The sequence below is a fragment of the Tardiphaga alba genome, assembly GCF_018279705.1.
In the GTDB taxonomy this organism is placed as follows: Bacteria; Pseudomonadota; Alphaproteobacteria; order Rhizobiales; family Xanthobacteraceae; genus Tardiphaga; species Tardiphaga alba.
The window spans coordinates 2,071,103-2,094,845 of record NZ_CP036498.1; the positions used below are offsets into that span (position 1 = coordinate 2,071,103).

20 protein-coding genes and 1 pseudogene are annotated in these 23,743 nt (G+C 57.5%); 3 read left to right on the top strand and 18 right to left on the bottom strand.

The features are described 5' to 3' along the window. The first annotated feature begins 119 nt into the window (after positions 1 to 119). The 3 genes from RPMA_RS09795 (at position 120) to RPMA_RS09805 (ending at position 3,386) form a co-directional block, all read left to right on the top strand. Positions 120 to 662 (top strand): tripartite tricarboxylate transporter TctB family protein, encoded by a 543-nt coding sequence (locus RPMA_RS09795; RefSeq protein WP_211912630.1) that lies wholly within the window; start codon positions 120 to 122, stop codon positions 660 to 662. A gap of 9 nt (positions 663 to 671) precedes the next feature. Continuing rightward, on the top strand, positions 672 to 2,186 hold the full coding sequence (locus RPMA_RS09800) for a tripartite tricarboxylate transporter permease (RefSeq protein ID WP_211912631.1): 1,515 nt from the start codon (positions 672 to 674) through the stop codon (positions 2,184 to 2,186). A 309-nt stretch (positions 2,187 to 2,495) separates the two neighbouring features. Further along, positions 2,496 to 3,386, top strand: coding sequence for an outer membrane protein (locus RPMA_RS09805; RefSeq protein WP_211912632.1), 891 nt, complete (start codon positions 2,496 to 2,498; stop codon positions 3,384 to 3,386). Between the two features lie 75 nt (positions 3,387 to 3,461). Here RPMA_RS09805 and RPMA_RS09810 read toward each other — a convergent pair. The 18 genes and pseudogenes from RPMA_RS09810 to RPMA_RS09895 form a co-directional block, all read right to left on the bottom strand. Next, positions 3,462 to 4,654: pseudogene (locus RPMA_RS09810) on the bottom strand (CaiB/BaiF CoA transferase family protein). Between the two features lie 155 nt (positions 4,655 to 4,809). Continuing rightward, complete coding sequence (locus RPMA_RS09815) at positions 4,810 to 5,892, bottom strand: glycosyltransferase family 4 protein (RefSeq protein ID WP_408056543.1); 1,083 nt, start codon at positions 5,890 to 5,892, stop codon at positions 4,810 to 4,812. A 152-nt stretch (positions 5,893 to 6,044) separates the two neighbouring features. After that, entirely contained in the window at positions 6,045 to 7,961 is a 1,917-nt protein-coding gene (asnB, locus tag RPMA_RS09820) for an asparagine synthase (glutamine-hydrolyzing) (protein ID WP_211912634.1), read from the bottom strand. Between the two features lie 67 nt (positions 7,962 to 8,028). Next, complete coding sequence (locus tag RPMA_RS09825) at positions 8,029 to 8,961, bottom strand: hypothetical protein (protein ID WP_211912635.1); 933 nt, start codon at positions 8,959 to 8,961, stop codon at positions 8,029 to 8,031. Next, complete coding sequence (locus RPMA_RS09830; RefSeq protein WP_211912636.1) at positions 8,936 to 10,327, bottom strand: MBOAT family O-acyltransferase; 1,392 nt, start codon at positions 10,325 to 10,327, stop codon at positions 8,936 to 8,938. The genes RPMA_RS09825 and RPMA_RS09830 overlap by 26 nt, the downstream gene beginning before the upstream one ends. Positions 10,328 to 10,330: 3 nt before the next feature. Next, a complete protein-coding gene (locus RPMA_RS09835; protein WP_211912637.1) occupies positions 10,331 to 10,816 on the bottom strand; it encodes a GNAT family N-acetyltransferase in 486 nt (161 codons plus the stop codon). Between the two features lies 1 nt (position 10,817). Then, on the bottom strand, positions 10,818 to 11,996 hold the full coding sequence (locus RPMA_RS09840) for a class-II aminoacyl-tRNA synthetase family protein (RefSeq protein ID WP_211912638.1): 1,179 nt from the start codon (positions 11,994 to 11,996) through the stop codon (positions 10,818 to 10,820). 4 nt (positions 11,997 to 12,000) lie between these two features. Further along, on the bottom strand, positions 12,001 to 12,255 hold the full coding sequence (locus RPMA_RS09845; protein WP_211912639.1) for an acyl carrier protein: 255 nt from the start codon (positions 12,253 to 12,255) through the stop codon (positions 12,001 to 12,003). A 142-nt stretch (positions 12,256 to 12,397) separates the two neighbouring features. Next, positions 12,398 to 13,264 (bottom strand): glycosyltransferase, encoded by an 867-nt coding sequence (locus RPMA_RS09850; protein ID WP_211912640.1) that lies wholly within the window; start codon positions 13,262 to 13,264, stop codon positions 12,398 to 12,400. Then, on the bottom strand, positions 13,261 to 13,479 hold the full coding sequence (locus RPMA_RS09855) for a hypothetical protein (RefSeq protein WP_211912641.1): 219 nt from the start codon (positions 13,477 to 13,479) through the stop codon (positions 13,261 to 13,263). The genes RPMA_RS09850 and RPMA_RS09855 overlap by 4 nt, the downstream gene beginning before the upstream one ends. Before the next feature lie 8 nt (positions 13,480 to 13,487). Then, complete coding sequence (locus RPMA_RS09860; protein ID WP_211912642.1) at positions 13,488 to 14,255, bottom strand: hypothetical protein; 768 nt, start codon at positions 14,253 to 14,255, stop codon at positions 13,488 to 13,490. Positions 14,256 to 14,369: 114 nt separating this feature from the next. Next, positions 14,370 to 15,389, bottom strand: coding sequence for a glycosyltransferase (locus RPMA_RS09865; protein WP_249225711.1), 1,020 nt, complete (start codon positions 15,387 to 15,389; stop codon positions 14,370 to 14,372). Positions 15,390 to 15,454: 65 nt separating this feature from the next. Further along, entirely contained in the window at positions 15,455 to 16,615 is a 1,161-nt protein-coding gene (locus RPMA_RS09870) for a glycosyltransferase family 4 protein (protein ID WP_211912644.1), read from the bottom strand. Between the two features lie 11 nt (positions 16,616 to 16,626). Beyond that, positions 16,627 to 17,478 (bottom strand): amidohydrolase family protein, encoded by an 852-nt coding sequence (locus RPMA_RS09875; protein ID WP_211912645.1) that lies wholly within the window; start codon positions 17,476 to 17,478, stop codon positions 16,627 to 16,629. 1,068 nt (positions 17,479 to 18,546) lie between these two features. Beyond that, positions 18,547 to 19,272, bottom strand: coding sequence for a polysaccharide deacetylase family protein (locus RPMA_RS09880; protein ID WP_211912646.1), 726 nt, complete (start codon positions 19,270 to 19,272; stop codon positions 18,547 to 18,549). Further along, positions 19,269 to 20,396, bottom strand: coding sequence for an asparagine synthase-related protein (locus tag RPMA_RS09885; RefSeq protein WP_211912647.1), 1,128 nt, complete (start codon positions 20,394 to 20,396; stop codon positions 19,269 to 19,271). The genes RPMA_RS09880 and RPMA_RS09885 overlap by 4 nt, the downstream gene beginning before the upstream one ends. A gap of 663 nt (positions 20,397 to 21,059) precedes the next feature. Further along, a complete protein-coding gene (gene pseI, locus RPMA_RS09890) occupies positions 21,060 to 22,118 on the bottom strand; it encodes a pseudaminic acid synthase (RefSeq protein WP_211912648.1) in 1,059 nt (352 codons plus the stop codon). A gap of 29 nt (positions 22,119 to 22,147) precedes the next feature. Then, on the bottom strand, positions 22,148 to 23,740 hold the full coding sequence (locus tag RPMA_RS09895) for a hypothetical protein (protein ID WP_211912649.1): 1,593 nt from the start codon (positions 23,738 to 23,740) through the stop codon (positions 22,148 to 22,150). Between the last annotated feature and the right edge of the window lie 3 nt (positions 23,741 to 23,743).

Sequence of the window (23,743 nt, forward strand, 5' to 3'; positions counted from 1 at the left end):
TGGCGCTGTTGGATCGCACAGGCATTGGCGTCTACTGGATCACCCGCTTTCGCGGGTGATGACATGTTTCTTGGGTGCATTGTTCGCGCACCGCTTCCTCAGTCCCTAGAAGCTCGCTCATGTCCAATACCGATCTTGAAATTGTCGTCGAAGACCCCACCGCGCCCGACGATGAATCGCCGTCCGTCGTCAGCCGTCGCACTATCGAGATTGCCGTTGCATTGCTGTTGCTGGTTCTGGCCGCCGTGCTCGCACATGATAATTGGAAGACCGGCATCGAATGGGATTCGACCGGCCCGCAGCCCGGTTATTTCCCGTTCTATCTGTCGGTCATTCTCGGTGGCGCCAGCCTGTATGGCCTGATTTCAGCCGTGTTCGCGAAGGGCGCGAAAGCCGAGACCTTTGTGACGCGGGCGCAATTGCGCCGGGTGTTGCTCGTCTTCGTGCCGACCGCACTGTTCTGCCTCGCCACGCAGTTTCTCGGCATCTATGTCGCCAGCCTGGCGCTGATTGCCGGCTTCATGCGCTTCATCGGCAAGATCGCCTGGTGGAAGTCGCTGCTCACCGCCATCGTTTTCACCGCCATCATGTTCGTGACCTTCGATGTCGCCTTCGACGTGATCATGCCCAAGGGGCCGCTCGAACGAGCGCTGGGGCGATAGGAGGCCGACATGGAAGCTTTTGAACTCTTGCTGCACGGCTTCTCCGTTCTGATGACGTGGAAGATCCTCGCGCTGATGATGGTCGGGCTCGTGCTCGGCGTGTTTGTCGGCGTGCTGCCCGGCCTCGGCGGGCCCAATGGCGTCGCCATTCTGCTGCCGCTGACATTCTCGATGGATCCGACGTCGGCCATCGTGATGCTGTCCTGCATCTATTGGGGCGCGCTGTTCGGCGGCGCCATCACCTCGATCCTGTTCAACATCCCCGGAGAAGCGTGGTCGGTGGCGACGACCTTCGACGGCTATCCCATGGCGCAGCAGGGCAGGGCCGCAGAAGCACTGACGGCGGCATTCACGTCGTCCTTCATCGGTTCGCTGGTCGCGGTGATGCTGATCACCTTCCTGGCGCCGATGATCTCGTCCTTCGCGCTGAAATTCGGCCCGCCTGAATTCTTTGCCGTGTATCTGCTGACCTTCTGCTCCTTTGTCGGGCTCGGCCGCGAGGCCAAGCACAAGACCGTCATCTCGATGGCGCTGGGCTTGCTGATCGCAGGTATCGGTATGGATACGGTGTCGGGCAATCTGCGCATGACCTTCGACTCGCCGGAACTGCTGCGCGGCATCAACTTCCTCGTCGCCGTCATCGGCCTGTTCGGCATCAGCGAGATCCTGCTGACCATGGAAGAGCGGCTGGCGCTGCGCGGCCATGCCGCCAAGATCAGCATACGGACGGTGCTGAATGTGTGGATGGACCTGCCGCGCTATTGGGCGACGCTGCTGCGTTCGTCGGTGATCGGCTGCTGGCTCGGCATCACACCGGGCGGCGCCATCGCGGCGTCCTTTATGGGCTACAATCTCGCCAAGCGCTTCTCGAAGGACTCCGAGAGTTTTGGCAAGGGCCGCATCGAAGGCGTGTTCGCGCCGGAAACCGCGGCGCATGCCTCGGGCACCGCAGCGCTGCTGCCGATGCTGGCGCTTGGCATTCCAGGCTCTGGCACGGCAGCGATCCTGCTCGGCGGCCTGATGGTGTGGGGCCTCAATCCCGGCCCGCTGCTGTTCGTCGAACACAAGGATTTCGTCTGGGGCCTGATCGCCTCCATGTATCTCGGCAACGTGGTGGGGCTTATTCTCGTACTGTCCACCGTGCCGATCTTCGCCTCGATCCTCCGCGTGCCCTTCGCAGCGGTGGCGCCGATGATCGTCGTCTCCTGCGCCATCGGTGCCTATGCGATCCAGAATGCCATGTTCGACATCTGGCTGATGCTGGGCTTCGGCGTGGTCGGCTATGTCTTCAAGAAGATCGGCATTCCGCTGGCGCCTTTCACGCTGGCACTCGTGCTCGGCAGCCGCGCCGAGGATGCGTTCCGCCTTGCCATGATCGGCTCCGGCGGCAGCGTCGGCGTATTCTGGTCCAACGGACTTGTCGGCACCATCACCACGCTGGCGATCACGCTGCTGTTCTGGCCGGTGATCGATCGCCTGTTCAGCAGCCTTGGCCGCGTATTGAAGCCCGCACGCGCGGGATAGGCGCCGGGTCTCATTGACGGATGTCCTGTCGGACAGGACATCCGTCGGCCAGCAAAACCACTATTGGCAAGCTCTGCTGCGCTCGCTCGCCCTCGGCGATTGCATGAGCGCGTTGGCGTGCAAGCCGCACTGCGTTTGTTTCGCCCGACAGATGCAATCCGCTGCTTCTTGATCTGCCCTCATCCGTTCGAATGACAGCCGATCGGATGACGCCGAAGCCACCCCCACCGAACTAGCTTTGGTCATGCGCTGCCGATCCCGACGGAATTAGGCGGCAGCAAGCCGACGGTTCAGCCTTGGGGAAAATCGATGAGACGAATTCTATGGATTGCCGCTGTTACGGCTGTGCTGGCCGCGCAGGGCGCTGTTGCCGCCGATATGGCTGTGCCGGCGTCGCAACCATTCATCAAGACTCCGCGCATGAGCGATCCCCGCATCGACTGGAGCGGCTTCTATGCCGGCGTCAATATCGGCTATGGCTGGGGACGTTCATCGACAGATATAAACTTCATCGATGGCGCGACATCGCTCAGTGCAAGCTCGGGCCATTTCGATCTGGATGGCATCAATGGCGGGGGGCAGGTCGGTTATAACTGGCAGCGTCAGAATTGGGTGATCGGCCTGCAGGCGGATATCCAGGGCGCCCGCCAGAGCGGCAATTTTGCCGCGCTCTGCCTTGGCTCGACAGGCCTCACCGTTGACGGCGCCTGCACCCGCGGCCATCGTGGTGACGTCATTGACGATCCCGCTCTGCCGGTCACGCTGCGCATGACGCAGAAGATCGACTGGTTCGGCACCGTGCGTGGTCGCCTGGGCACGACCGTCGTGCCGCATGTGCTTGTCTATGGGACGGGCGGTCTGGCCTATGGCGGGATCTCGACATCCGGCCGCATCGACGGCGTCAACATCTCCGACAACGCTGGAGCCGATGGCGCTGATTTTACGCCGGCGACGGCGAGCTTCAGCCATCGCCAAACCAGGATCGGCTGGACGGCCGGGGCGGGGATCGAAGCCGAGCTGGGCAATAACTGGAGCGCCGCGCTCGATTATCTCTATGTCGATCTCGGAACGGTCTCGGGCACGATTGCCACGCCGGTCACGGCCCTGAGCGGTGGACCACTCGCTGTCAGCTACAGCTCGCATGTGACGGAGAACATGTTGCGGCTCAGCTTGAACTACAGGTTCGGCGCCGCGCAGTAATGTTGCAGGCGTCCGATCGGCGTGACGAGCAAAGCCTGCAATACATGCAGGCTTCGCTTCGAAATGGTTGCCGTTTCAGACCGCCTTGTTCTGACGAAGCGTCGCGATCTCGTCTGCGCTGAACCCGAATTCGGCCAGCACTTCATCGGTCTGCTCGCCAAACTCCGGTGGCCGCGCGGCCATGGTGCTGGGCGTTCGTGAGAGCGTGAAGGGCTGGCCGACCAGCGTGATCTTGCGGTTCTGATCGTTCGGCACCTCCTGCGCCAGGCCGAGATGCTTGACCTGCGCATCATCGAACATCTGATCGACGCTGTAGATTGGCCCGCAGGGCACGCCGGCGGCATTTAGCGTCTCAACCCAATATTCGGTCGTGTTTTGCGCCGTGCGCCGTTCGATCTCGGCATTCAAGGCATCGCGGTTCTTCGATCGGCTGGGGCCGGTGGCATAGTCGTCATGGGTGATCAGGTCCGGTGCGCCGATCGCCTGGGCGCAACGTTCCCAGATCTTGCCGCCGGTGGTGGCGATATTGATGTATCCATCGGAGGTCTTGAACACGCCGGTCGGGATGCTGGTCGGGTGGTTGTTGCCCGCCTGTTGCGGAACCTGGCCTTCCATCAGCCAGCGCGAGGCCTGGAAATCCAGCATGAAGACCTGGGCCTGCAGCAGCGAGGTCTGCACCCACTGGCCCTTGCCGGAGACATCGCGTTCCAGCAGCGCCGTGAGGATACCCATGGCGCAGAACAGGCCGGCCGTGAGATCAGCCACGGGAATGCCGACCCGCATCGGACCTTCGCCCGGCGCGCCGGTGATCGACATCAGGCCGCCCATGCCCTGAGCGATCTGATCGAAGCCGGGCCGCTTGTGATAGGGGCCATCCTGGCCGAAGCCGGAAATGCTGCCATAGACGATGCCGGGATTGATGGCGTTCAGGCTGTCATAATCGATCCCGAGCCGGGCCTTGACGTCCGGGCGAAAGTTCTCGACGACCACATCGGCCTTTGCGACCATCCGCTTGAACGCCGCGAGGCCGCTGGGTTCCTTGAGATTCAGCGTCATCGCGCGCTTGTTGCGATGCAGGTTCTGGAAATCAGACCCCTGCCGCGGCCCGCCCGGCTGTTCCGCCCCGGCATCGTCACTCAAAGCATCGATCTTGATGACATTGGCCCCCAATCCGCCAACTGCCGCACGCAGGTCGGGCCAGAACGGATGCGGGTGAGATCGAGCACGGTGAAGCGGGAAAGGGCGGAGGAGGCGGGGGGGAGGGGCATGCGCTACTTCCAACAAGCTGGGTCACTGGCGGAGGACGTAACGGTTGAAATCGTTACGTAAGAAACGGCATACGTTTAACAGGTCAATGAGGACTAGTTCATCGCTCAAGACCATTGGAGTAACGAGCGGTTTTGCGGCAATGCCGTGTTTGCCATCAGTAGACTTCGATTCCCTGCTTCTGCCGCGAAAGTAGCTTCCGGTACAGATCGACAGTTTGCTGCCCGATAGCAACGGCCGACATACGGGCTACGACCATGTCCCGAGCAGCCTTGCCAAAGCTGTGACGTAGTTCCTGGGATTCGGCTAATCTGCGGATTGCTTGGGCTAACGCAGGTGGATCTTCTACCGGTACGAGAAACCCGGTGCGCTCGTGAATTGTGATCTCCCGACAACCAGGAACATCGGTTGCGACCATCGGGCGTCCACATGCCGCCGCTTCCAGCAAACTCTTCGGCAATCCTTCGCGGTGTGAGGGCAGTGCGGCGATGTGAGAGCACTGCCACAATGTCGCTATATCGTCGATGCGACCAAGCCAGCTGATGCCTGGCTCATTTGTCCAGGCTTTCGCTTCGTCAAACGAAACAGAGGCTGGATTGGCAGGGTCTGGTTCGCCCGCGATGAGAAGCTCGACATCGAGACCCCCGCTGCGCAGCAGCCTATGCGCGGCAACGAGAGCCCGAATGCCTTTGTCGGTCAACAGCCGTCCGGCGAAACCAACAGTGATGGCGCCGTCGGGTTCTGGCATAGAGCGAAGCATATCGGTATCGACACCGGAGCCGCTGATAAGAGCGATCTGGTTGTTCCGCACACCGATGCGCTCAAGCGCTGACTGATCGTCAGGATTTTGGACCAGAACAACCGTATGCCGACGATTTAATAGAAACCTCAGAAGCACCGACATCAGGCTACGCAGGAAGCGTGCGCGTGACGCCTCGCCTGTGAACGCATAGCCAAGCCCTGTCAGGGCGTTAACTTGCGGTGCGCGCGCGCCAAGCGCCGCCAATCCGCCGAGAACGCAGGACTGCAGGCCGACATGATGAATAATCGCTGGCTGAATATTGTTCTCGATTTTCCGGATCGCAAGCATAACCGCCAAGGCTGCGAAAGGTGATCGGCTGCCTCGGTGAAACGGGATGGAATGAAGCTCAAATCCCTCGGCGCGAATAGCATCTGCCTTCGCTCCGACCCGTGTCGCGACATGCACATTAAAGCCGGCGTCTCGCGCCGCGCGTGCCATCGGTAGCCGATGAGAGAGGAAGGCAAAATCTTCGTTGACGACGTAAAGCAATCTGGGAGTGTCGGACTGACTATCCATAAGGTACTAGTGCCGCATCCGGCCGGCCAAGGCAATCGATACCGACATTCGAGCCGCTAGACGAATCGAAGCAATCAATTTGGAAGCCGCTCGGGCCGCCCGTGAAGTCGCGCCCATTCCTGAAAAGCAAGTAGCGTCCAGAGCTTTGCCGACGGATCGCCGTGACCGGAGGACAGATCTTTTTGCCATTTGCCGACAACCTCGGCATTAAACAGACCTTGATCGCGAATTTTCTTCGGATCACATACGGCGTCGAGCCGTTCACGCGCTGCACCATTCAGTAGAGCGCGTACAGGCATCTCAAATCCGCGCTTCGGCCGATTAAACACCTCGGCAGGCAAGCGATCGCGGAACGCGGTTCGGAGAATGCGTTTACCGACCGGGCGCATACCCGCAAAGTCCAGTTTCGATCTGCCATCTATGGCAAACGCCCACTCAACTACGCGCTGATCAAGGAACGGAGCGCGCGTCTCAAGCGCATTTGCCATGGACATGCGATCGACTTTCACCAGCATATCCGAGGGAAGGCCAATAGCCACATCGGCGGCTAACATGCTGTTGATCGGGTCGCTGGATCTGAGATTTGCACGAGCGAGTGAAACCTGTTTCTCAACGTCATAGGCGGATGCCGATCGGGCACCGAGCAATTCATCGAGATCTCTGCTTCCGAACTCTTGCATCCAAGCTGCTTGCCGGGTGACGGGGTCTGCGTATGACGTATCGGCTAGGCGGCGGACGCGGCGCATCATTTCAAGAAAACGATTATTCTTGTTATCTGGAAATGCCTGCAATCCGGTTGATATTACGTCGCGGAGCACGCGCGGTAGCATTTGCCAACGCTTTGCATAGAGCTCACCCCAGTAGCGTCGATAGCCTCCGAATACCTCGTCAGCGCCATCACCGGTCAGAACGACGGTGACCGACTTTCTCGTTTCTTCCGAAACGATGAATGTTGGGACGGCAGACGAGTCTGCAAATGGTTCGTCAAGCGCGAGAAATACGCGATCGAGTACTTGAGATGCGCGCCACTGCGGCACCTCGATCTCTGTATGGTCGGCTTTAAGATGGCGCGCGACCGCTGCAGCGAGCGGGCGTTCTTCGAAATAGCTGGAAGCACCTTCAAAGCCCACTGTGAACGTTTTTGGCGCAATGCCTGCTGACGCCACTGACGCGGCGACAAGTGCGGAATCGATGCCACCAGAAAGAAAAACGCCGACGGGGACATCGGAGATCAACCGGTCCCTGACAGCCGCATCAAAGCGCTGTCGCAATCCCAGTTCCTGCCCGGGCAAGTCATTGGGGGTTTGGGGTATGTGCAAGGAGGCGTCGTACCAGCGCGAGACTTCTATGCCGTTGGTGTCAAACCGCAGAAAATGACCGGCAGGCAATTTCGCAATGCCCCGCGCAATGCTGAGAGGCTCAGGGATAAAGCGCAATTCAAAGAGCGCTCGCAGGGCATCGGGGTCGATCTCGCGCTGCGCGCCCAACATGGCCTCGCACGCAATCAAGTCTGAGCCGATCGCGAGACGTGCCCCGTCGCAGGCATATAGCAGTGGCTTCTCGCCAAATCTGTCACGAGCAGCGAACAAAGTTCGGGTCTGGCAATTCCAGATGGCAAAGGAAAACATGCCGATCAGCCGGGGAAGAAGCGCAGGCCCCCATTCTTTCCAGCCCGCTAGCAAAACCTCGGTATCGGATTCTGACGTGAACCGGTGTCCTTTCGAAATCAGCTCAGTTCTGACGTCGTGGAAGTTGAAGATCTCACCGTTGAAGATGATTACCAGCTCATCGCGACGCATCGGCTGCGCTCCACCAGGCGTGAGGTCGATCACCGCCAGCCGGGTATGTGCGAAAGCGCAGTGTTGATCCGTCCATTTGCCGTCTGCGTCAGGACCACGCGGGGCAAGGCGGCTGAGAGCGGATCGCAGACGACCATGGGTGGAGTCAGGATCAAGGCCGCGAAGATCAACAAGTCCGGCGAGACCGCACATTACGAGGTGGTCCTGTGGAAGGCTATGGAAGTGGAATTGCTAGCAATGACGAACTGGCAGGGCATGTTCAGGAGCAATGTTGTCCGATAAGCCGATTCAGCTCTTCGGTATATGTACGGCCGCCGCCCTCGGTAAGGTGCACATTGTCATGAAAATTCGCACTATTCGATCGCACTGCGTCGAGCGCCGGCGTATCGATACCTGTCAAATTACAGACGGGGGCGCCCTTTAACCTTCGGATTAATTCGGAAATCAGCTGAGCTTGCGCTGGATGTGCGGCGCGATCATCCTTGTAGGCAGGCGTGACGACGAGAATAATTTGAAGATCCGGTCGACGTGCCACGTTCGACAGGACATCGATATAGGGATCAAGAGACGCACTGAAAGCTAGTGGCGCGAACTCACCTTGCGTTGAGGGTTCAACGACAGAGCCGGCAGCAAGCTGCGCATATTGAGGAACTAAAGATTTTCCGAAGCCGCGGATAATCTGCGTGATTGCGCCACGATAGGGCCATGTGGCCAGGAAGGTCAGCACAGAGGAGCCGCCGGGGCGGGTATCTGCAAGCAGTGGTGCGAGGTCGGGATAGGCATTGATCGTGGGAGCAATGCGCCAGACTCGAGAGGCCGAAGGATTGGACAGTCCGGAGTTGAGGTCGTAGGGATCTAGTCCAAGAATGATGCGCCGGACATTGGGTTCGCTCGACAAGATGCGTGCCATCGCGATCGAATAGAAAAAGGTCTGCCCGTCTTGCGCGAAGTTCACGAGGTTTGATGGCCACGCCGTGGGAACGATGGCGTAACGTGCCGTCGAGGTTCCGACGACCGCCGTAGCTGCGCCGCTCGCGCGTAATGCCACCAACGGAGATGCGCTGGATTTGTTGTAGGCGAAGGTCAAGGCCGCGCCCGAAATACGGTCGAGCAGGAACAATGCTGCCAGCAGGCTGGCAACGGTGGCCGCGGTTCTCCACTGAGTTTTAATAGCGGAAATAAACGAAGGCACGGGACTGATCATAACCGAAGAAGACCACCAGCAGGAACAGCAGGAAAATCGCCGAATACACAAGAACAGGAGAGCGGGATACTTCTGTTACCGGACGGAATCGCTGCGTCGCTTCGACAGCCATCATGATGCACAGTGCGACGAGTGCGATAGCGCCTTCGATGATCGGTGCGTGTCCAGCTTGACCTGTGACCAGTGCGCCCATCATGGTTGCATATCGGGAGAGGTCGGGCGTTCGGATTAACCCGAAGGTGATTGATACGAATGCAAATGTCGCAAGTCCCCCGAGCGCGAGACGCCACCACGGTAACTTGGCGGGCCGGTCAGGTCCAAGCAGCTTGATGGCTTGCATCGCGAGAGCTTGCGATAGTCCGAATATGACGAACTGCAGCGTCGGCCCGTGCCAGAGACCCATCACAATCCAAACGATGATTGCGGTGAGAAACTCGCTCTGAAAACGCTTTCCTTTGGTCCATCGCCATAGGGTACGACCAATTGGTCGATAAAGATAATCACCGATCCATCGTGTCAGCGAAATATGCCAGCGTTGCCAGAATTCGATCAGGTTATGTGAGAAGAAGGGCTGCTTAAAGTTGTAGATGAGATCGACACCGAACAACTTCGCCGAGCCAACGGCGATCAGGGAGTAGCCCGCGAAATCAGCGAAGACCTGCAGCGTGAAACCCGCAGTCACCATAACCGCATCGCGCCACCCGGGCTGAGCAACGATATATGCCTCATCCACAGAGACACCAAGGCGATCGCCGATGATCACCTTCAGCGCCAGCCCCCAAAGCATCAGCAGCACGGCCGGGCCGACGCTAGAGGGAGGCGGCACGGGAGCTGACCACAATTGGGGGCAAAGCGAGCGGTAGCGCTCGATAGGCCCTGCCAGCAGCTGCGGGAAAAATGCTTTGAAGGTCAGAAAGCGCACAACATTGCGATCGGCGTCTGCACCGCGTCGCACGTCGATCACATAACCGATGGCCTGAAAAGTGTAGAACGACAATCCGACGGGGATAAGAACGCTACCTTGACCGCCGAAACTCAGACTCGACACCGTAATCCCGGGAAGAATGATGTCACCGAACCAGGCTTCCCAGTATTTGAAGAAGATCAAGGGCGCCAACAGCACGGCAATCGTGGTTGCTATCGGCCATGTTGGGTCACGCCGCTTCTCGATAAAGATTCCCCCAAAAAACGAGACCAGCGACACCACAAGAAGATAGGGGACAAATCCAAGGCTGATTGCTCCGTAAAAGCCGTAGCTCGCAACCAGCAGCAATGTCCGCCGGCCATTCAGCGGAAGCAGCGGATAGAGCACTGCCAAAAGAAGCGTCGCAGCGACGTGGAGCTGAGGATCCATCAGTTAGGTCGATGCGCCCATGTCACGCGCATAGAGATAGCGCGCGAAACGTCCTTCAGGCAGGCTGACCGCATTTTCGATGCGGCCGATCTCGGCGAAGCCGGCCCGGCGCAGACAGGAATGTGACCCAATATTGGGGGCGGCAGCCCAGGCCATTGCGACCGCAAGTTCTGGCGGATTGGTTGCGCAAAACTGCCGGATCGCAGCCGAGGTGACGCCGCTGCGCGCGAACCGATGATCGCCAAGCAGGAACCAAAGGTTCGCAACACCATCGACATTGTCGATGCTGTCGAGCGCGACCAAGCCAATAGGAGCGTCATGTGCCGTAAAAACGTACCAGCACTGGTCGGTGCGACGAAGTGCGATCTTCACCAACTGCGCCGACAGGCCGATCCCGCGCAGATTCGATGTGAGATAACGATTGATCGTTGGATCGCTCAACCATGCAGAGAGCACGGGAGCATCGTCAGGCATGGCAGGACGTAACATGTCAGGTGCTCAGCGGGTCGGCGGCATGCCAGCGCATATACTCGGCATTCAAGGCCGCGGGCCACGTCGTGACGTCGTCGCCATGTTGGGCGATTAGCGCAAGCGCGATCCGCTCCAGGCCGAAACCGATACATCCCGTATTGATCGGATGGCGTCCCTGCGTGATTCCGAAAGCCTTCGAGAAGGTTGGACCATGCAAGTTTGAGGACAGCACTGAAATGGACTGATGTGGTGGTAAGTCTGCTTTGTACTCGTATTTCATTGCCAGCCGATGTTGTTGGCCGGCCTTGTTCGAAAAGTCCGACGAGAAGAACGGGTCGTTTGCGGTCACCAGCGTGCCGTAGAGCGACCAATCGCTAACCATCTGCTCGACCAGTTCGAGTGAGCGAACCCGCGTCGCGCGGACATAATCAGGAGTGCCGAGAAAGATGATCTCACGCATGCTGAATTCGAGCAGGCGCCCAGGCTGTCGGTGGTTGATCGCCTCATAGCGATGACAGCGCGTAATTGCGGTAATAGCCTGGTCCGGGCCGATGTCACGACCGGCACGAAGCGCATAGCAATGATAGCAGGTGGACGGATTGTGAGCCAGTAACGACGCGGCTTGCGGCGAGTCGTCGTGCGAAATCGCCTCAACCTTGAACTGCCGTGCGCGCGTTGCGAAAGCATCGAGACTTTCGACATCCGATTCAAGATGGCTCACGAGGTGAAGATGTTCCGGAAATCCGGAAAGATGATTGGCGCGCCAGAGGCTCTCGATTGGAATGACGTTGGGGTAGGTCTCTTCGATTGGTTTGAATGACGGCGCAAAGCGGCGGAGGATCGCGTCATCGAGGAAACGCACCAGCCGCGACAACAGACCGGAATAAATATCCAGACCTTGCGAAATCCGCGTCACACCTGCGAGTTCTGACGGCAGGCCCGGAAATTGCTGCCCGTCGACGGGGGCAAGTTCAAAGACCTTCTTGGGCTCGGAGGCAGGTGCAGAATAGCGCGTAATCAGTGCATCGAGTCTGGATGTCAGCAGGCTTTCATCGATAGATGATTCAAGTGCGAATTCCCAGATTCCGTCACGATAGCTAACATCTATGACTCCGGGCACAAGAAATGCCGCGGCGTAGAGACATTGCCGCAGATCTGCACCGTCAGCTTTGCGCGAGATCTCGATACTTCTAAGCACGACTTTAGGCTCCTGCTCGGCGGCTATCGAGCAGATCGGCTATTCCCTTTATCGTGCGCTGGCCAGATTCGTAAAAGTCGACGTCAGAGAGATCGACTTTGAAGCTTTCATTGATCTGTTCGATCAAACCAACGATGCCGAACGAATCGAGATAGCCGTAGTCGAACAGGTCGACCTCGTCGCTGAACAGGTCATCGTCCTTGGCAACCTTGCCCTGGGCGCGGATGAATTCACGGATAGCATCGACGGTCTGGCTCAAAACGAGAACTCCGGATTCCGGCCCCGTCAGACCGGGATCCAGCGTATTTCTAACAGTGTGTCATCGATGGTCAAGTACATGGCTGATCAGAAGTGGGAGCCTGAGCAGTGCACTAATCGATGTACGAAAATCGTCCTGCGCATCATGGCGCCATGCCGTAAATCGATGCAAAGCGGCTTGACGCAGTGTCGAGCGTAAAGAATTCAGTGATCCGGCGCCGCGCGGACTGACGTGCTTCGTCCCAGCGTGTTTCAGGCCACGCAAGCAGGCTGCTCAATGCGCTCGCAAGAGCTTCCGGATCGCTCCGCGGCACGATTGTGCCGGTGTCTCCCACGATCAGGCGCGAATCGCCGACATCTGTTACGACTGGCACGAGCCCGCAACTCATGCCCTCGGCTAGCCCATTCGGAAATCCTTCGCCAAATGCGGAAGAGGACACGATGATATCTCCGGCAGTGAGCAGGCGCGCAACGTCGCTACGCCGGCCGAGTGCTTTCACGGAGGGTGGTAGATCGAGCTGTTCTGTGCCGGCGCCGATCAGGACACCGACAATGTCGGGGACGCGGGACAGCGCGGTGAGCAAGCTGGCGTGATCTTTCATCGGATCGACGCGCGCAACATGCATGGCAACCTTTTGCTCAGGCGATATACCGAGCTCGAGCCTGATCTGCTGGCGCGTGATCTCATCGGGCCGAAACCGTTCAATGTCGATGCCATTTGCGATCACCTCCATGCGTCGGGGCGTATATCCCATGACGCGATGGACATCGGCACCAGCTTGCGAATTTGCGATGACGATATCGGGGCCTGTTGACGTCCAGGCACCGAGCTTGACGATAAGGCGCAATTGCATCGAGTAGTCGGACAGGTCCATGTCGGAGCATCGGATGCCCCAGAACAACTTCCCCGACTGGCTGGTCAGCGTGTGGGCCAGGCTCGCTGCCAAATTGCCGTGATACATCCAGCCTTGGATAATGTCCGGTCGGACATCGCGCGCGATGGTATTCAACCGTCGCATGGCCCCCATCCGCGCGTCAGCGCGTTAAGATTAAGATCCACAACTGGAACGCCCGCGGCTTCGAAGTCCGCGACTAAGGCTCCGCCGCCATTGAGGCTGATCACGGTCTGTCTTGCGCCGCGTTGCTTCAGCACCGTCGCGAGGCGGAGCAGGAACGTCTCGGCACCGCCGACGCCAATACCGGAAATGATGTGGAGGATGTTCAAGGTGGCCGTCAGTGTGCGCTGGCGACGAGCGCGAGCTGGGTGAACAGTGCGCTGTCATCATAGGTGCGACGCCACCACGGCGCTATGCTGCCGGTGTAGCTCTCCGCGCAGAAACGCGTGGCGACCACACGGGCTGAGATGTTCTCGCTGGCGAATAATGCTGCGATGTCCGGCATCCGCAGAAGATTGATAGCCTGACCGCGGCGGGCGACATAGGCCTCAGGCTCTTGCTCATACAGTCCCTGGAACGGATTGACGGTCGGATAATGATTGCCGAAGTCGACCAGATGCAGGAAGCGGGTGGTCGGCGACTGAATGCTTGCGAGCTGACGCACGATGTCCCGTGGGGGAAAGACGTGTTCAAGAACCGACTGTGACAGCACGATATCGACCGGCGCTTTGATCTGCGCGGCTTCAAAGCCGGTGTTGTAGATCGACAGACGCGCGCGGAGGGCCGACCGGAACTGCTCGAAGTCCATTCGGGGGCCGTAAAGCGCGGTGAGGTCGGCGTGGAAAATCCGCAGATACTTGTCATTGATCTGCGCACTTTCGAAGAACAGCGCGGGATCCCATTCTGGTTCCGCGCTCTGGAACGATGCTGCGCCCCGAAAGATCGCGAGCGGCCCGAAGCCGGCGAGCGGTCCGCATCCAATCTCCACCACATGCTTGCCCTCGAAGTCGAGCGGTTGCCAGTCATATTCCCGGGTCAGGATGGCTTCCTGGCGAAGCAGCAATTCGGCAAAGCGGATGCCGCGATTATACTTGGACGATGACATCAGCTCGTCCACCGTCCACGATGGCCCACCCCGCAACCCCGGAAGGCGACGACGCAGAATGCGCCAGGTTTCACGTGGCGTAAGAGTTAGAAGGTCGGAAAACTGCGCCATCGATCAATGCTCGTTGAGGATCTCGGTAAAAACTGTTTCGAGCTGCCTTACCACAGATGCAGCTTCATATTCAGGGGGCAACAGGCTTGCGCGCGGGCCCGCCGGAACGACCTCCGGCCATTCGCACAGTTTGTCGACGAATTCATCCTCTGACGCGGCAATTCGAACCGCATACGGCGCCGCGGCAGCAATATCCTGGAGAGCAGCTTCCGGGCTGGCGAGGACAGGCGTCCCCACGGCCAGCGCTTCCAGCGCGACGTTTGGCAGGCCTTCCCAGCGCGACGGCATTACCAGAGCGTCGGCGCCAGCCAGATGCGCCGGGAGATCCGAGACAAAGCCGGCAAGATCGACGCGAGCGCCGAGGCCGAGCTTTTCGATCTGCGCTGCCAATGCCGTACGATCCGGGCCATCGCCGAATATCGTCATCTCGCTGTCGGTCGGCAGCCTCGCAGCGATCGAGATCAGGCGGTCAAAGCCCTTCTGATGGGTGAGGCGACCGGCGCCGATCAGCCGCAATCCACGACCCGGTCTACGTCGCGGATGGTGTGCAATCTGGCGTAGTGCTGTCACATCCACGGGATTGGGGATGATCGAGATATTGCCCGTGACGATTGGCGCGATTTCGCCCAGTTGTGCCGCGATTGTTGCAGACTGCGCGATGACGCGCGATGCGCGCGGATAAAGCCAGCGATAGAGCGCCTTTCCAGGGATCCTGGGCAATGCCTTGAGCGTCGCATCCGGCGTATTGGCTTCCCGCACCACCAGGCGCGTTCCACGCGGCAGCAGCGGCGACGCCGCAAGCAGGGCAATATTGGTATAGGCGAGTGTCGATATGACGATCGACGGACGCAACGCCCGCAGATGTCCGATCAGCCAGGGCAAAGCGCTGCGGATACGGTTTGCGTTGGCATATGTCACGGGGACATGCTGGGCGACAGCACCCGCAAGCGTGGCCGTCCTGCCCAGCACGACGAGCTGGGGGGCGAACCGCCGGGTATCCAAACTGCGCGCCAGATTCAGCATCACCTGCTGCGCACCGCCACCGCCGAGGTCAGGAAGCAGGAAGACGACTGAAGGGAGGCGCGATCTCAACGTGAAGCTGCCGCGAGATCGGAATAGAGACGGGTGATCTCAGAAGCATATTGGACAGGATCGAACAATCTCCGCGCACGATTTCGCGCGTTAGTGCCAAGCGTCAAAACGTGCTCGTAATTTCGTGCAAGTTTCTCCACGATGTCGGCAACGGCGACTGCATCCCATCGCTCTAATAGATATCCAGTTTCACCGTTAACTACGAAACCATCAAAGTTGCCCGTTGCGAGTACGGGACGGCCAAGGCTCATCGTCTCGATGACGTCGCGTCCCCAAGGGTCGGCGCCTCTGCTGGGGCGCACGACAAGATGTGATCTTTCGATCTCGATTTCCGGTTTGCTGGAATGACCGCGAACTCGCACAATGTCCTCCACGCCAGCATTGCGAATTTTTGCTCTAAGCTCGTCCTCACTTTTTCGTTTCAAGAGGAGCAGTTTACGATACTGCGGTCCTCGTCCGAAAAGGTCGATAATCGCGGAGGCACCGCGAGATTTTAATATTTGCGCAACTTCGATCAGTCGATCAGCTCCGCGAAGATGATCCAGCGTTCCAAAAAAAGAGACGCGAAAAGGCGGTCCGATCTCCAGATTATTCTCTGTATAAAGAAGGTCGCGATCGACAGGATTGTACATCACAGAGTGTGAGTTCTCAAGACTGTAGCCACTTGAGACAAAGTTGTCTCGTTCATTATTTGAAATGAAAATAGTATGATTGAATCTAGGCGAGAGATAGCGCACGAAGGCTTTGGTCAAGGCGTTAACAGGATTCATAACGCGCACATGAAGAACCCTCGGTCTTCTATCGCCGATTTGATCCAACGCTAAGGCAAGTGGAGCCAATCCTTCGTAGTTGAAGTGTATCACGTCAGCATCCGTCGTCGCGATCGCCTTGGCAATCTGGCGCATTCCAACTAGGCGTGGACCATTACTGATCCAGTTCGCGGGGTGACGCGCTGCTCTCGGTGTCAAGTTCGGAAGGTCTGGAACAAGACGCGAAGGTAGACTGTATTGCTTAAGGCGCTTCGTCGCTGGTCCTGCTTGACGATGCCAGACCTCCGGAGAAACTTGGGCGCGATCGAGGTTGGATACGAGATAGAAAAGGCTTCGAGACGCGCCGCCCCAGCCTCCTTCATGGTCGAGATATAGAATTTTCAGCATTTTGGTGTGGGCTACGTGATGCCGATGCTTGATAGGAGAGCCGTAGGATTTGTGACGCGAAGTTGCTCTAACTCTTTGTCAGTCAGTTGCGTTTTCCTCAGTAGATTATCAAACTCCTCAAAGCCGACATAAGGCCAATCAGTTGCGAAAAGATAACGTGACGGATTCCCAACGCGCATCAATGAGGGGAGAAGCTCCAGATTGGCAGGAAGGCTAATGTCAATGAACAGGTTTTCAAAGTGTCGCCGTGCGGGAAAATAAGACTCGTATACACCAATGAAGCCGGCCATGTGAGCGCCAACGACCTTGAGGTTTGGAAACGCTTGCAGCAAAGCGAATAGGTCAGTTATTTGGTCCCCCGTTGGCCGATGGAAACCTTGCGAAACATGAGTTAAAAGTATCTTGTTTCTCTGCTGAAGAATTTCGCAGATTGGACCCATCAGATTGGTGTCGGAGAGTGTAAAGCCTCCCCATCTCGGCTTCATCTTAACGCCGATCATCATCGGATCGTCTAAGAATTTTTCAAGGGCCTCGAGCGATTCTTTACTGCGAGGCTGAACTACGGCAAGCCCGAGAAGTCGCCCATTGTTGGCTTGCACCGATTCTAGCGTTGATATGTTCGCAGTCTCGCACCGTTCGGGGCTTTTCCATTGATAGGAGAAAACTACTGAACGCGAAATGTTAGCACGATCCATCTCGGAAATTAGCGTGGGAGTGGTGCAGCGCTTGTTCAGCTCGGCAGTCACCGGCAAGTCGAAGCAGTGCTTTAGATGATCAGATTCGTCTTGAATTGCTGTCGAATTTACATTGGAGCGTGCGAAATCAGGTAGCAAGTTGACATGAAAGTCTATCGTTGAGCTCAAAGGTCAATCTTTCTCGGTTAGCAATTTACTCGGGTCGCCGAACAAAACTTTTAGATGCCTGCTGTTACGACGATGGAGCTGTCAATCCCGCTTGCCGCAGCGGATTTGATAGTGTCGAGAGCCCCCCCCAACCAAGAAACTGGAGAAGGTTCACACGATCGACAGCAGATTTTGACAACGGGTCGATAGCCTGAATGCTACCAGTGACGCGGATTCGACGAGGCGGAGCTAGACCAAAATCTCTTGAAAGCTGATCGGCCTGTTCTTGGTAGGGCTTGGGTCGACCACAAATCCGAACTTCGAATCCAGCCATATTGGCTATCGCCTGCCGCGCGACGACATCCGCGATCATGAGGTGCGTTCGGTTTGAGCTGCATACGGGGCAAGTTAACCCGTCGAGTGAACCTTCGCTCCGTCGGAGGCGATAGCCGCAGTTACCGCAATGCTCCCACATATGTCCCGCATTTTGAAGCGCAGGGGTTAGCTCGGAGAAATCTGCGGCCATTGCGGAAGTGGGAACGACGAGACCTGAGCTGCTGGTCAGCTCAATCATCGCTCGCGCAAGAAATGACGCGTAACTTTTGGATTGGGACGCGAATGTTCGAAGTGCGGTGACGATCTCGCTAATTCTGTTTTTACGACCAGGCTCGATTTCCATCCACCGACTCTCAAAAATCGATAGCGCTTCTACGCTCGGGCAAGGTAGGAAAGTCATTCCCTTTTTGCGAGCGGCTCCGGGTAATGCTATACTTGGACTGGCAGAGACTGCTTGGCCATTTATAGACAATGGCAACTGGCGGGCTTCCGGAAGGTCACGTGCAGGCAAATGATCATTGACGAAAAAGATCAAGCTTCCACGTAGAGCTGCTGCTTGGCTGTCTGCAACCAACATTGTACGAGCAACCCCTAAGTGCGGAAGTTGCGGCGTATGTGCAAACTCTACCCAAGTTGTGGCGGCCGATGCATTTTTGACGGCAGCTGATGCAGAAGTGCACGTGCAGCCCATGTCCTCCGTCATATACGAATAGGCGCGATCTAAGAGACGTTCCCTCGCTGAACGGATGCTTATCATGCCGACCGCGAATTTTTCCAAATATCGCTATTCGAAGCGAGTTCTGTGTCCAAACGTGTAACGTTCTCTTGAAGCAAACGTACCAAGCGACTGCGCGGTGATAATTCGTCTTGATCAGCCCACCAAACAGCGTGCGTCAGCAACTGCAAGGCACGTCCAGCCCGCACGGCGTCGTGGTCCCAGGGGTGACCGTATCGCCACTCGCCGCGGCTGTCGGATGAATAACCGATCTCCTTAGTAAATCTATCCATATAGGTGTGCAGCCGTCCGGCAACAAGCCGGTCTCCACCGAGTAATTCTCGGGCGGGGCGGTGGAAGCTGATCATATCAACGGGGTGGCCGATCACGTCTTGCAGGCTCCGGCATTCCGCATCTGCGCCGGCCTCGAGCGCATCCCGATCATCGTAGCAGGTGGCATCGAGATGGAGACCGATACGATGGCCCATGCGCAGCATGTCGCGCAGGAGCTGGGCACCATTCGCGGACCATGGGTTATACATCTCGGTCCGTAGCAGCACGAAGTAAGTCGCCTTCCATCCTTCGGACGCCTCCAGCGTGGCAAGCGCATGTGCGCGGACAATCGACTGATCAATGTCATGACGAAGAATCAGGTCGCGTGATCGGGGCGACACGTCGGTGAAATCGGCAATCGCATAGCCGCGCGCCGCAAGGCCACGGATCGTATCGCGATAGCCGTCCAGCGTGAAAGGAGGAGGGCTCACGGATTGACGCTCCCGAGATCATCGAGGCTGACGCCATGCTTGGCGAGATATCGTTCAGTGAGATGTGCGACAGCATGGCGAGCACCACGCTGGTCGAACAGTGCTCGTTGATAGGGAATGACCGCAGATACCCGGAGCGGGTCCATCCACCAAGCGAAAGCCCGGCGCTCGACTGCATGCCATCGGGAGCGGCCGAACGGTGCGATGGCGAGCTTGGTAGCGGTACGTAACGGTCGGATCCAGGCGGGCGTGATGGTCTTGCGGTTGACGGGAATATTCTGAAATACTCCGCCCCAGTTATCAGCCTGCAACACACGCCGATATAGGTTTTGATCGCGCTTCAGCGAAGCCGGCGCGCGCCGCCAGAACATTACATATTCATCGTCCCACAGCGGCAACCGCCAGGAGATACCAAGCGCGTCATAGGTCCGCTGTCCCGAGATGACATATTTGACCTGACGGTCCTGATACTCGAGCATCTCATGAATTCCGTGCAGAGCCTCGTCATCTCCGAAAGTCGCGCCGGCTGCCTTCGCTTCTTCGAGCAGGAGTGCCGCGATCGTGGCGTCATTGCGTGGCGTAGCGAGCGATCCCCAGAGGCGATAGTGCTTTGCCGTGATGGCCGACAGCACACGTGCCTGCCGGGCCTCAGGGCTTTCGCCGACAGGGGTACTCATCAAGGCAGCAGGCGCATGATTGCCCGTGATAAAATCGCCGGACTGACCGTTGACGATGATGGCATCTTCGGTGATCACGCCGGAGCGCTGCAATGTCGTGATGGCCAGCCAGTCCTGCTCGAACGGTACGGATGTGCAGGCATCGTGGCGCTCCCACAACGCGTTTTCGTGCTGCTGATCGTCGAACATTGCGCGCTGCTTCTGTGCAGTAAATGGCACGAAGGTCCAGGAATAGCCGAGTTGTTCCGCAATGGCTTTCGCCGTTTCGGCCTCGTGATTGCGGGGACGTCCATAGGAAAAGGTACGAACATTGCGATAACCCACGGCCTTGAGGCCGGCGGCAATGAAACGTGAGTCGAGGCCTGCGGAGAGGGGACACAGATCGGCCGGCCATCCGCTGAAGACGCCAGCCGCTCGATCATCATTCGATGAAGATCGGAGAGGCATCGTTCCGGGTCCGTGACGGGCTCGGGCCGCCAGGCGTCGTAAACGAACCATCGGAGCGTTCGGGCACTTTCATGATCAACGATAAGAGCTTCTCCGGCGCGGAGGTCGCTCAAGCCCCGATAGATCGTCCCGCTACCGATCGTGTAGCCTGACATTGAAACAGCAATGGCCTGATGGGTGACAATATCGCGGGGACCAAGATGCAACACGTCCCGCAATCTTGTGGCGCAATCATCGATATGAAGTGCCCCGTCGTGTTCGGCCCATGAGAGCGGAATGGAACGTGTGCGATCGACGGTGGCGATGAGACGGTCGGGAGATTCGACAATTAGTGCGAAGTGGCCTGCAAGGTTGGCCAATGCCAATCGCAGGGCATTGTCGTTCTTTGCGTGGCAAATTAAGCTCTTGGCAAACGCAATTGCTTGGTGCCCCTGCAGTGTGCGGGTTCCATCAAACAAGTAGCCACGGAATGAAGATCGTTCACTGTGCGTCGAATGATGGGTCCAACTGTAATGGCACAGGTTTGCGACTTCAAATTTGAAATTCAGCGGGGCATCTTTCGCAAGCGCAGATTGATGTTTATTGTTTGACATGAAGTGGGTCGCAGACCAGATTTGGACTACATTGTTCTCGACGAACGTTGTTCGAACCGAGCTGGAGGAATCAGTTCTCTATATCCGACCATGCGAGGGCCGTGCCCCGTTTGAGGTCGTGCCGCACAGTTTTTCCGATAATTGTGGGTAAATGTTTGGGTGGCAAGCCGAAGCCTGGACGTATGGAGCGGACGTTCTCGTTAGAAATGCGGTCACCCTTCTTAATGTCCGCCACAACATACAGCGAACGTCGAATTTTGGCATTTGCGTCTTCACTGATTGCGCGGCTATAGCGCACGCGCCCCAATGCTGACCATGCGTTATTGCACGCTTTAGCCATCTCGGTAAATTCGGTTGGTTCAAGGGAAAAGGCAGCATCAGGCCCTCCGTCGGAGCGTAACCTTGTGATGTGCTTTTCAATGATGGACGCTCCCAGAGCGATAGCGACAACAGGAGAGGATAGTCCGTCGGTATGATCTGATAGGCCGACTGGAACGCCGAATGCATCTGCTAGACTTGGAATTGTCCGCAAATCCGCATCCTTAAATGGAGTTGGGTATCCGGAAGTGCAATGTAGAAGTGCGACTCCGGCGGCTCCGGCGCGGATTGCTGCGTTCACAGCTTCTTCAATTTCACCAAGGTTGGCCATGCCTGTCGAAATGATCAGCGGCTTCTTGGTGGACGCGCACAGTTCGATGAGAGGTATGTCGACGATCTCGAATGACGCGATCTTGTAAGCCGGTGTTTCGAGCCGCTCAAGAAGTTCGACAGCGGTAGCGTCGAAAGGGCTGGAGAAGATAGTTACGCCGTTTTCTCTAGCTCGCTTGAACAATGCTTCGTGCCATTCCCATGGCGTGTGCGCTTCTTGATAAAGTTCATAAAGTCGACGTCCCCGCCACAGACCTTCGGTCAACGTGAAATCAGGGCCGTCATGATCAATCGTGATGGTGTCGGCGCGATATGTCTGTATCTTTACTGCGTCGCATCCGCAGGCTGCAGCGATGTCGACCAGTTCCAATGCGCGATCTAGATTGCCCAAGTGATTCGCTGATACCTCGGCGATAATATAAGGCGGATGATCTGGGCCAATCGGTCGCCCTGCAATTTCATAAGCTGAACCTATCTTCATGAACTCTTATCTACCTTTCTTCTTCTGATTCACAGATCGAGGAAGAACGAGCGAAAGAAGGATGGATCTTCACGATCAGGCCCGCCACAAACCGCCTCTCGCAGAAGCTGTTCGTCGACGATAAGGCGATTGCGGTCGTCAGACGTCACGGGAATGACGCGGCATCGTTTCCGGACTTCGATTTCCACGAACTGGTTGAACGGCATGCAGCCGAAATCTAGCAGAACGATTGGATGCTCGGTGCACATCGCTGTTGCCAGAGTCGTCGATGCTGCGATGTCAAGAATCAGAACATCGGACTGAGCCAATGCATTTTCGAAACGGTTCGTCAGCATAGGTCCATGCTCAGCAAGAAATGTTGGTTGGCCGCGCATTAAGCCGCCTGGATGCGGCTTGTGACTCAGCTTAATCGGAAGCCGTTTGAGCGCTTCAAGCAATCGGTGTTGCCAATCAATATAAACGGGAGAGGGAGGAAAAGGGGGAAAAGTCTGGCTGAATCCGTAATATGCTGTGCCCACGTAAAGTGCACTTCGCTTGCTTTGCGAACCGCGCGAATGCCGCCAAAGTGGTCCCGGATCAAGACCGGGATCGCCATAGCTGAATTCTAGTTTGGCCACCTTCAATGGTGTGCGCGAGTTCGCGGCGGGCTCAACGGCACGCGTCGCTGTTTGGGTTGGCATAACGAACTCCGTCGATACAGCAAGCTCTTGCTGAACAAGAAAATTCCTGTCCGCCATCAAGCTTGCGGTGCCGCCATGGTCGTAGCGACGCACTATGTTTCCACGGCGCATCGCGGCCATGCCGATGGCGCGCGCGCGATAGGAGCCCGCAGTCCCTCCAAGGATGAGTTTCGGGAAGTTAACAGATGAGTTGTCAAGCGCAGCAAGAGTTGCGCTCGCGCGGTTCAAGTCCTCTGTAACGATCGGCCGCATCATCTCCAGGAGGATAGACGCTGTGTCGCCATCCAGGGCCGGATCATTGATGATCGTGGCTAGTGTTCTTTCGATCAATTCATCGAGCGCATCACCTGACAGTAGTGGTCGCGCGTCCGCGGGAGTGTGTTTGATGTAGCGATCAAAAAGATAATCGACAGCTTCGTAACGCAGTATCAGCCCACGCTGCCTTACGTCGCTTACTAGAAGTTTGTTATGTGTCAGCACTATTCCGTTGGGCGCCAAAACAGCTCGAGGTAAATCGAGCGGCTTGCTCCAACTCGCCGTTCGCGCGACTTGCCTCAGCCGTTTCAAAGTCGCGCGCTTTCCACTCGCAACCATCAACATCGTGTTGCTGGCTACTTTGGAATCGAATGGCAGTTCTCTTCTCAGTATAGCTAGATCTTGCGGGCCTGTGAGACGAATTCCGCGCGATCTCTCAGCCTGGACGGCGAGAGCCGCCTCAAGAAGGGCCGCAGCACGATTGAACGATCTTCCGAGTAACAGAATACGACGAGATGGTTCGTCAATCGCGACAATCAGATCGTTGAGACGAGAGAGTAAGGCGGTCGCAGACGCGAATACGATCTGTGACGAAATCGGCCATTCAAATCGGCTGCGCCAGTCTGGCACAGAGGTCAGAACCTCGGCTACGCCGAATGGCACCTCTATTTCGTTTTCTCTATTCATTAC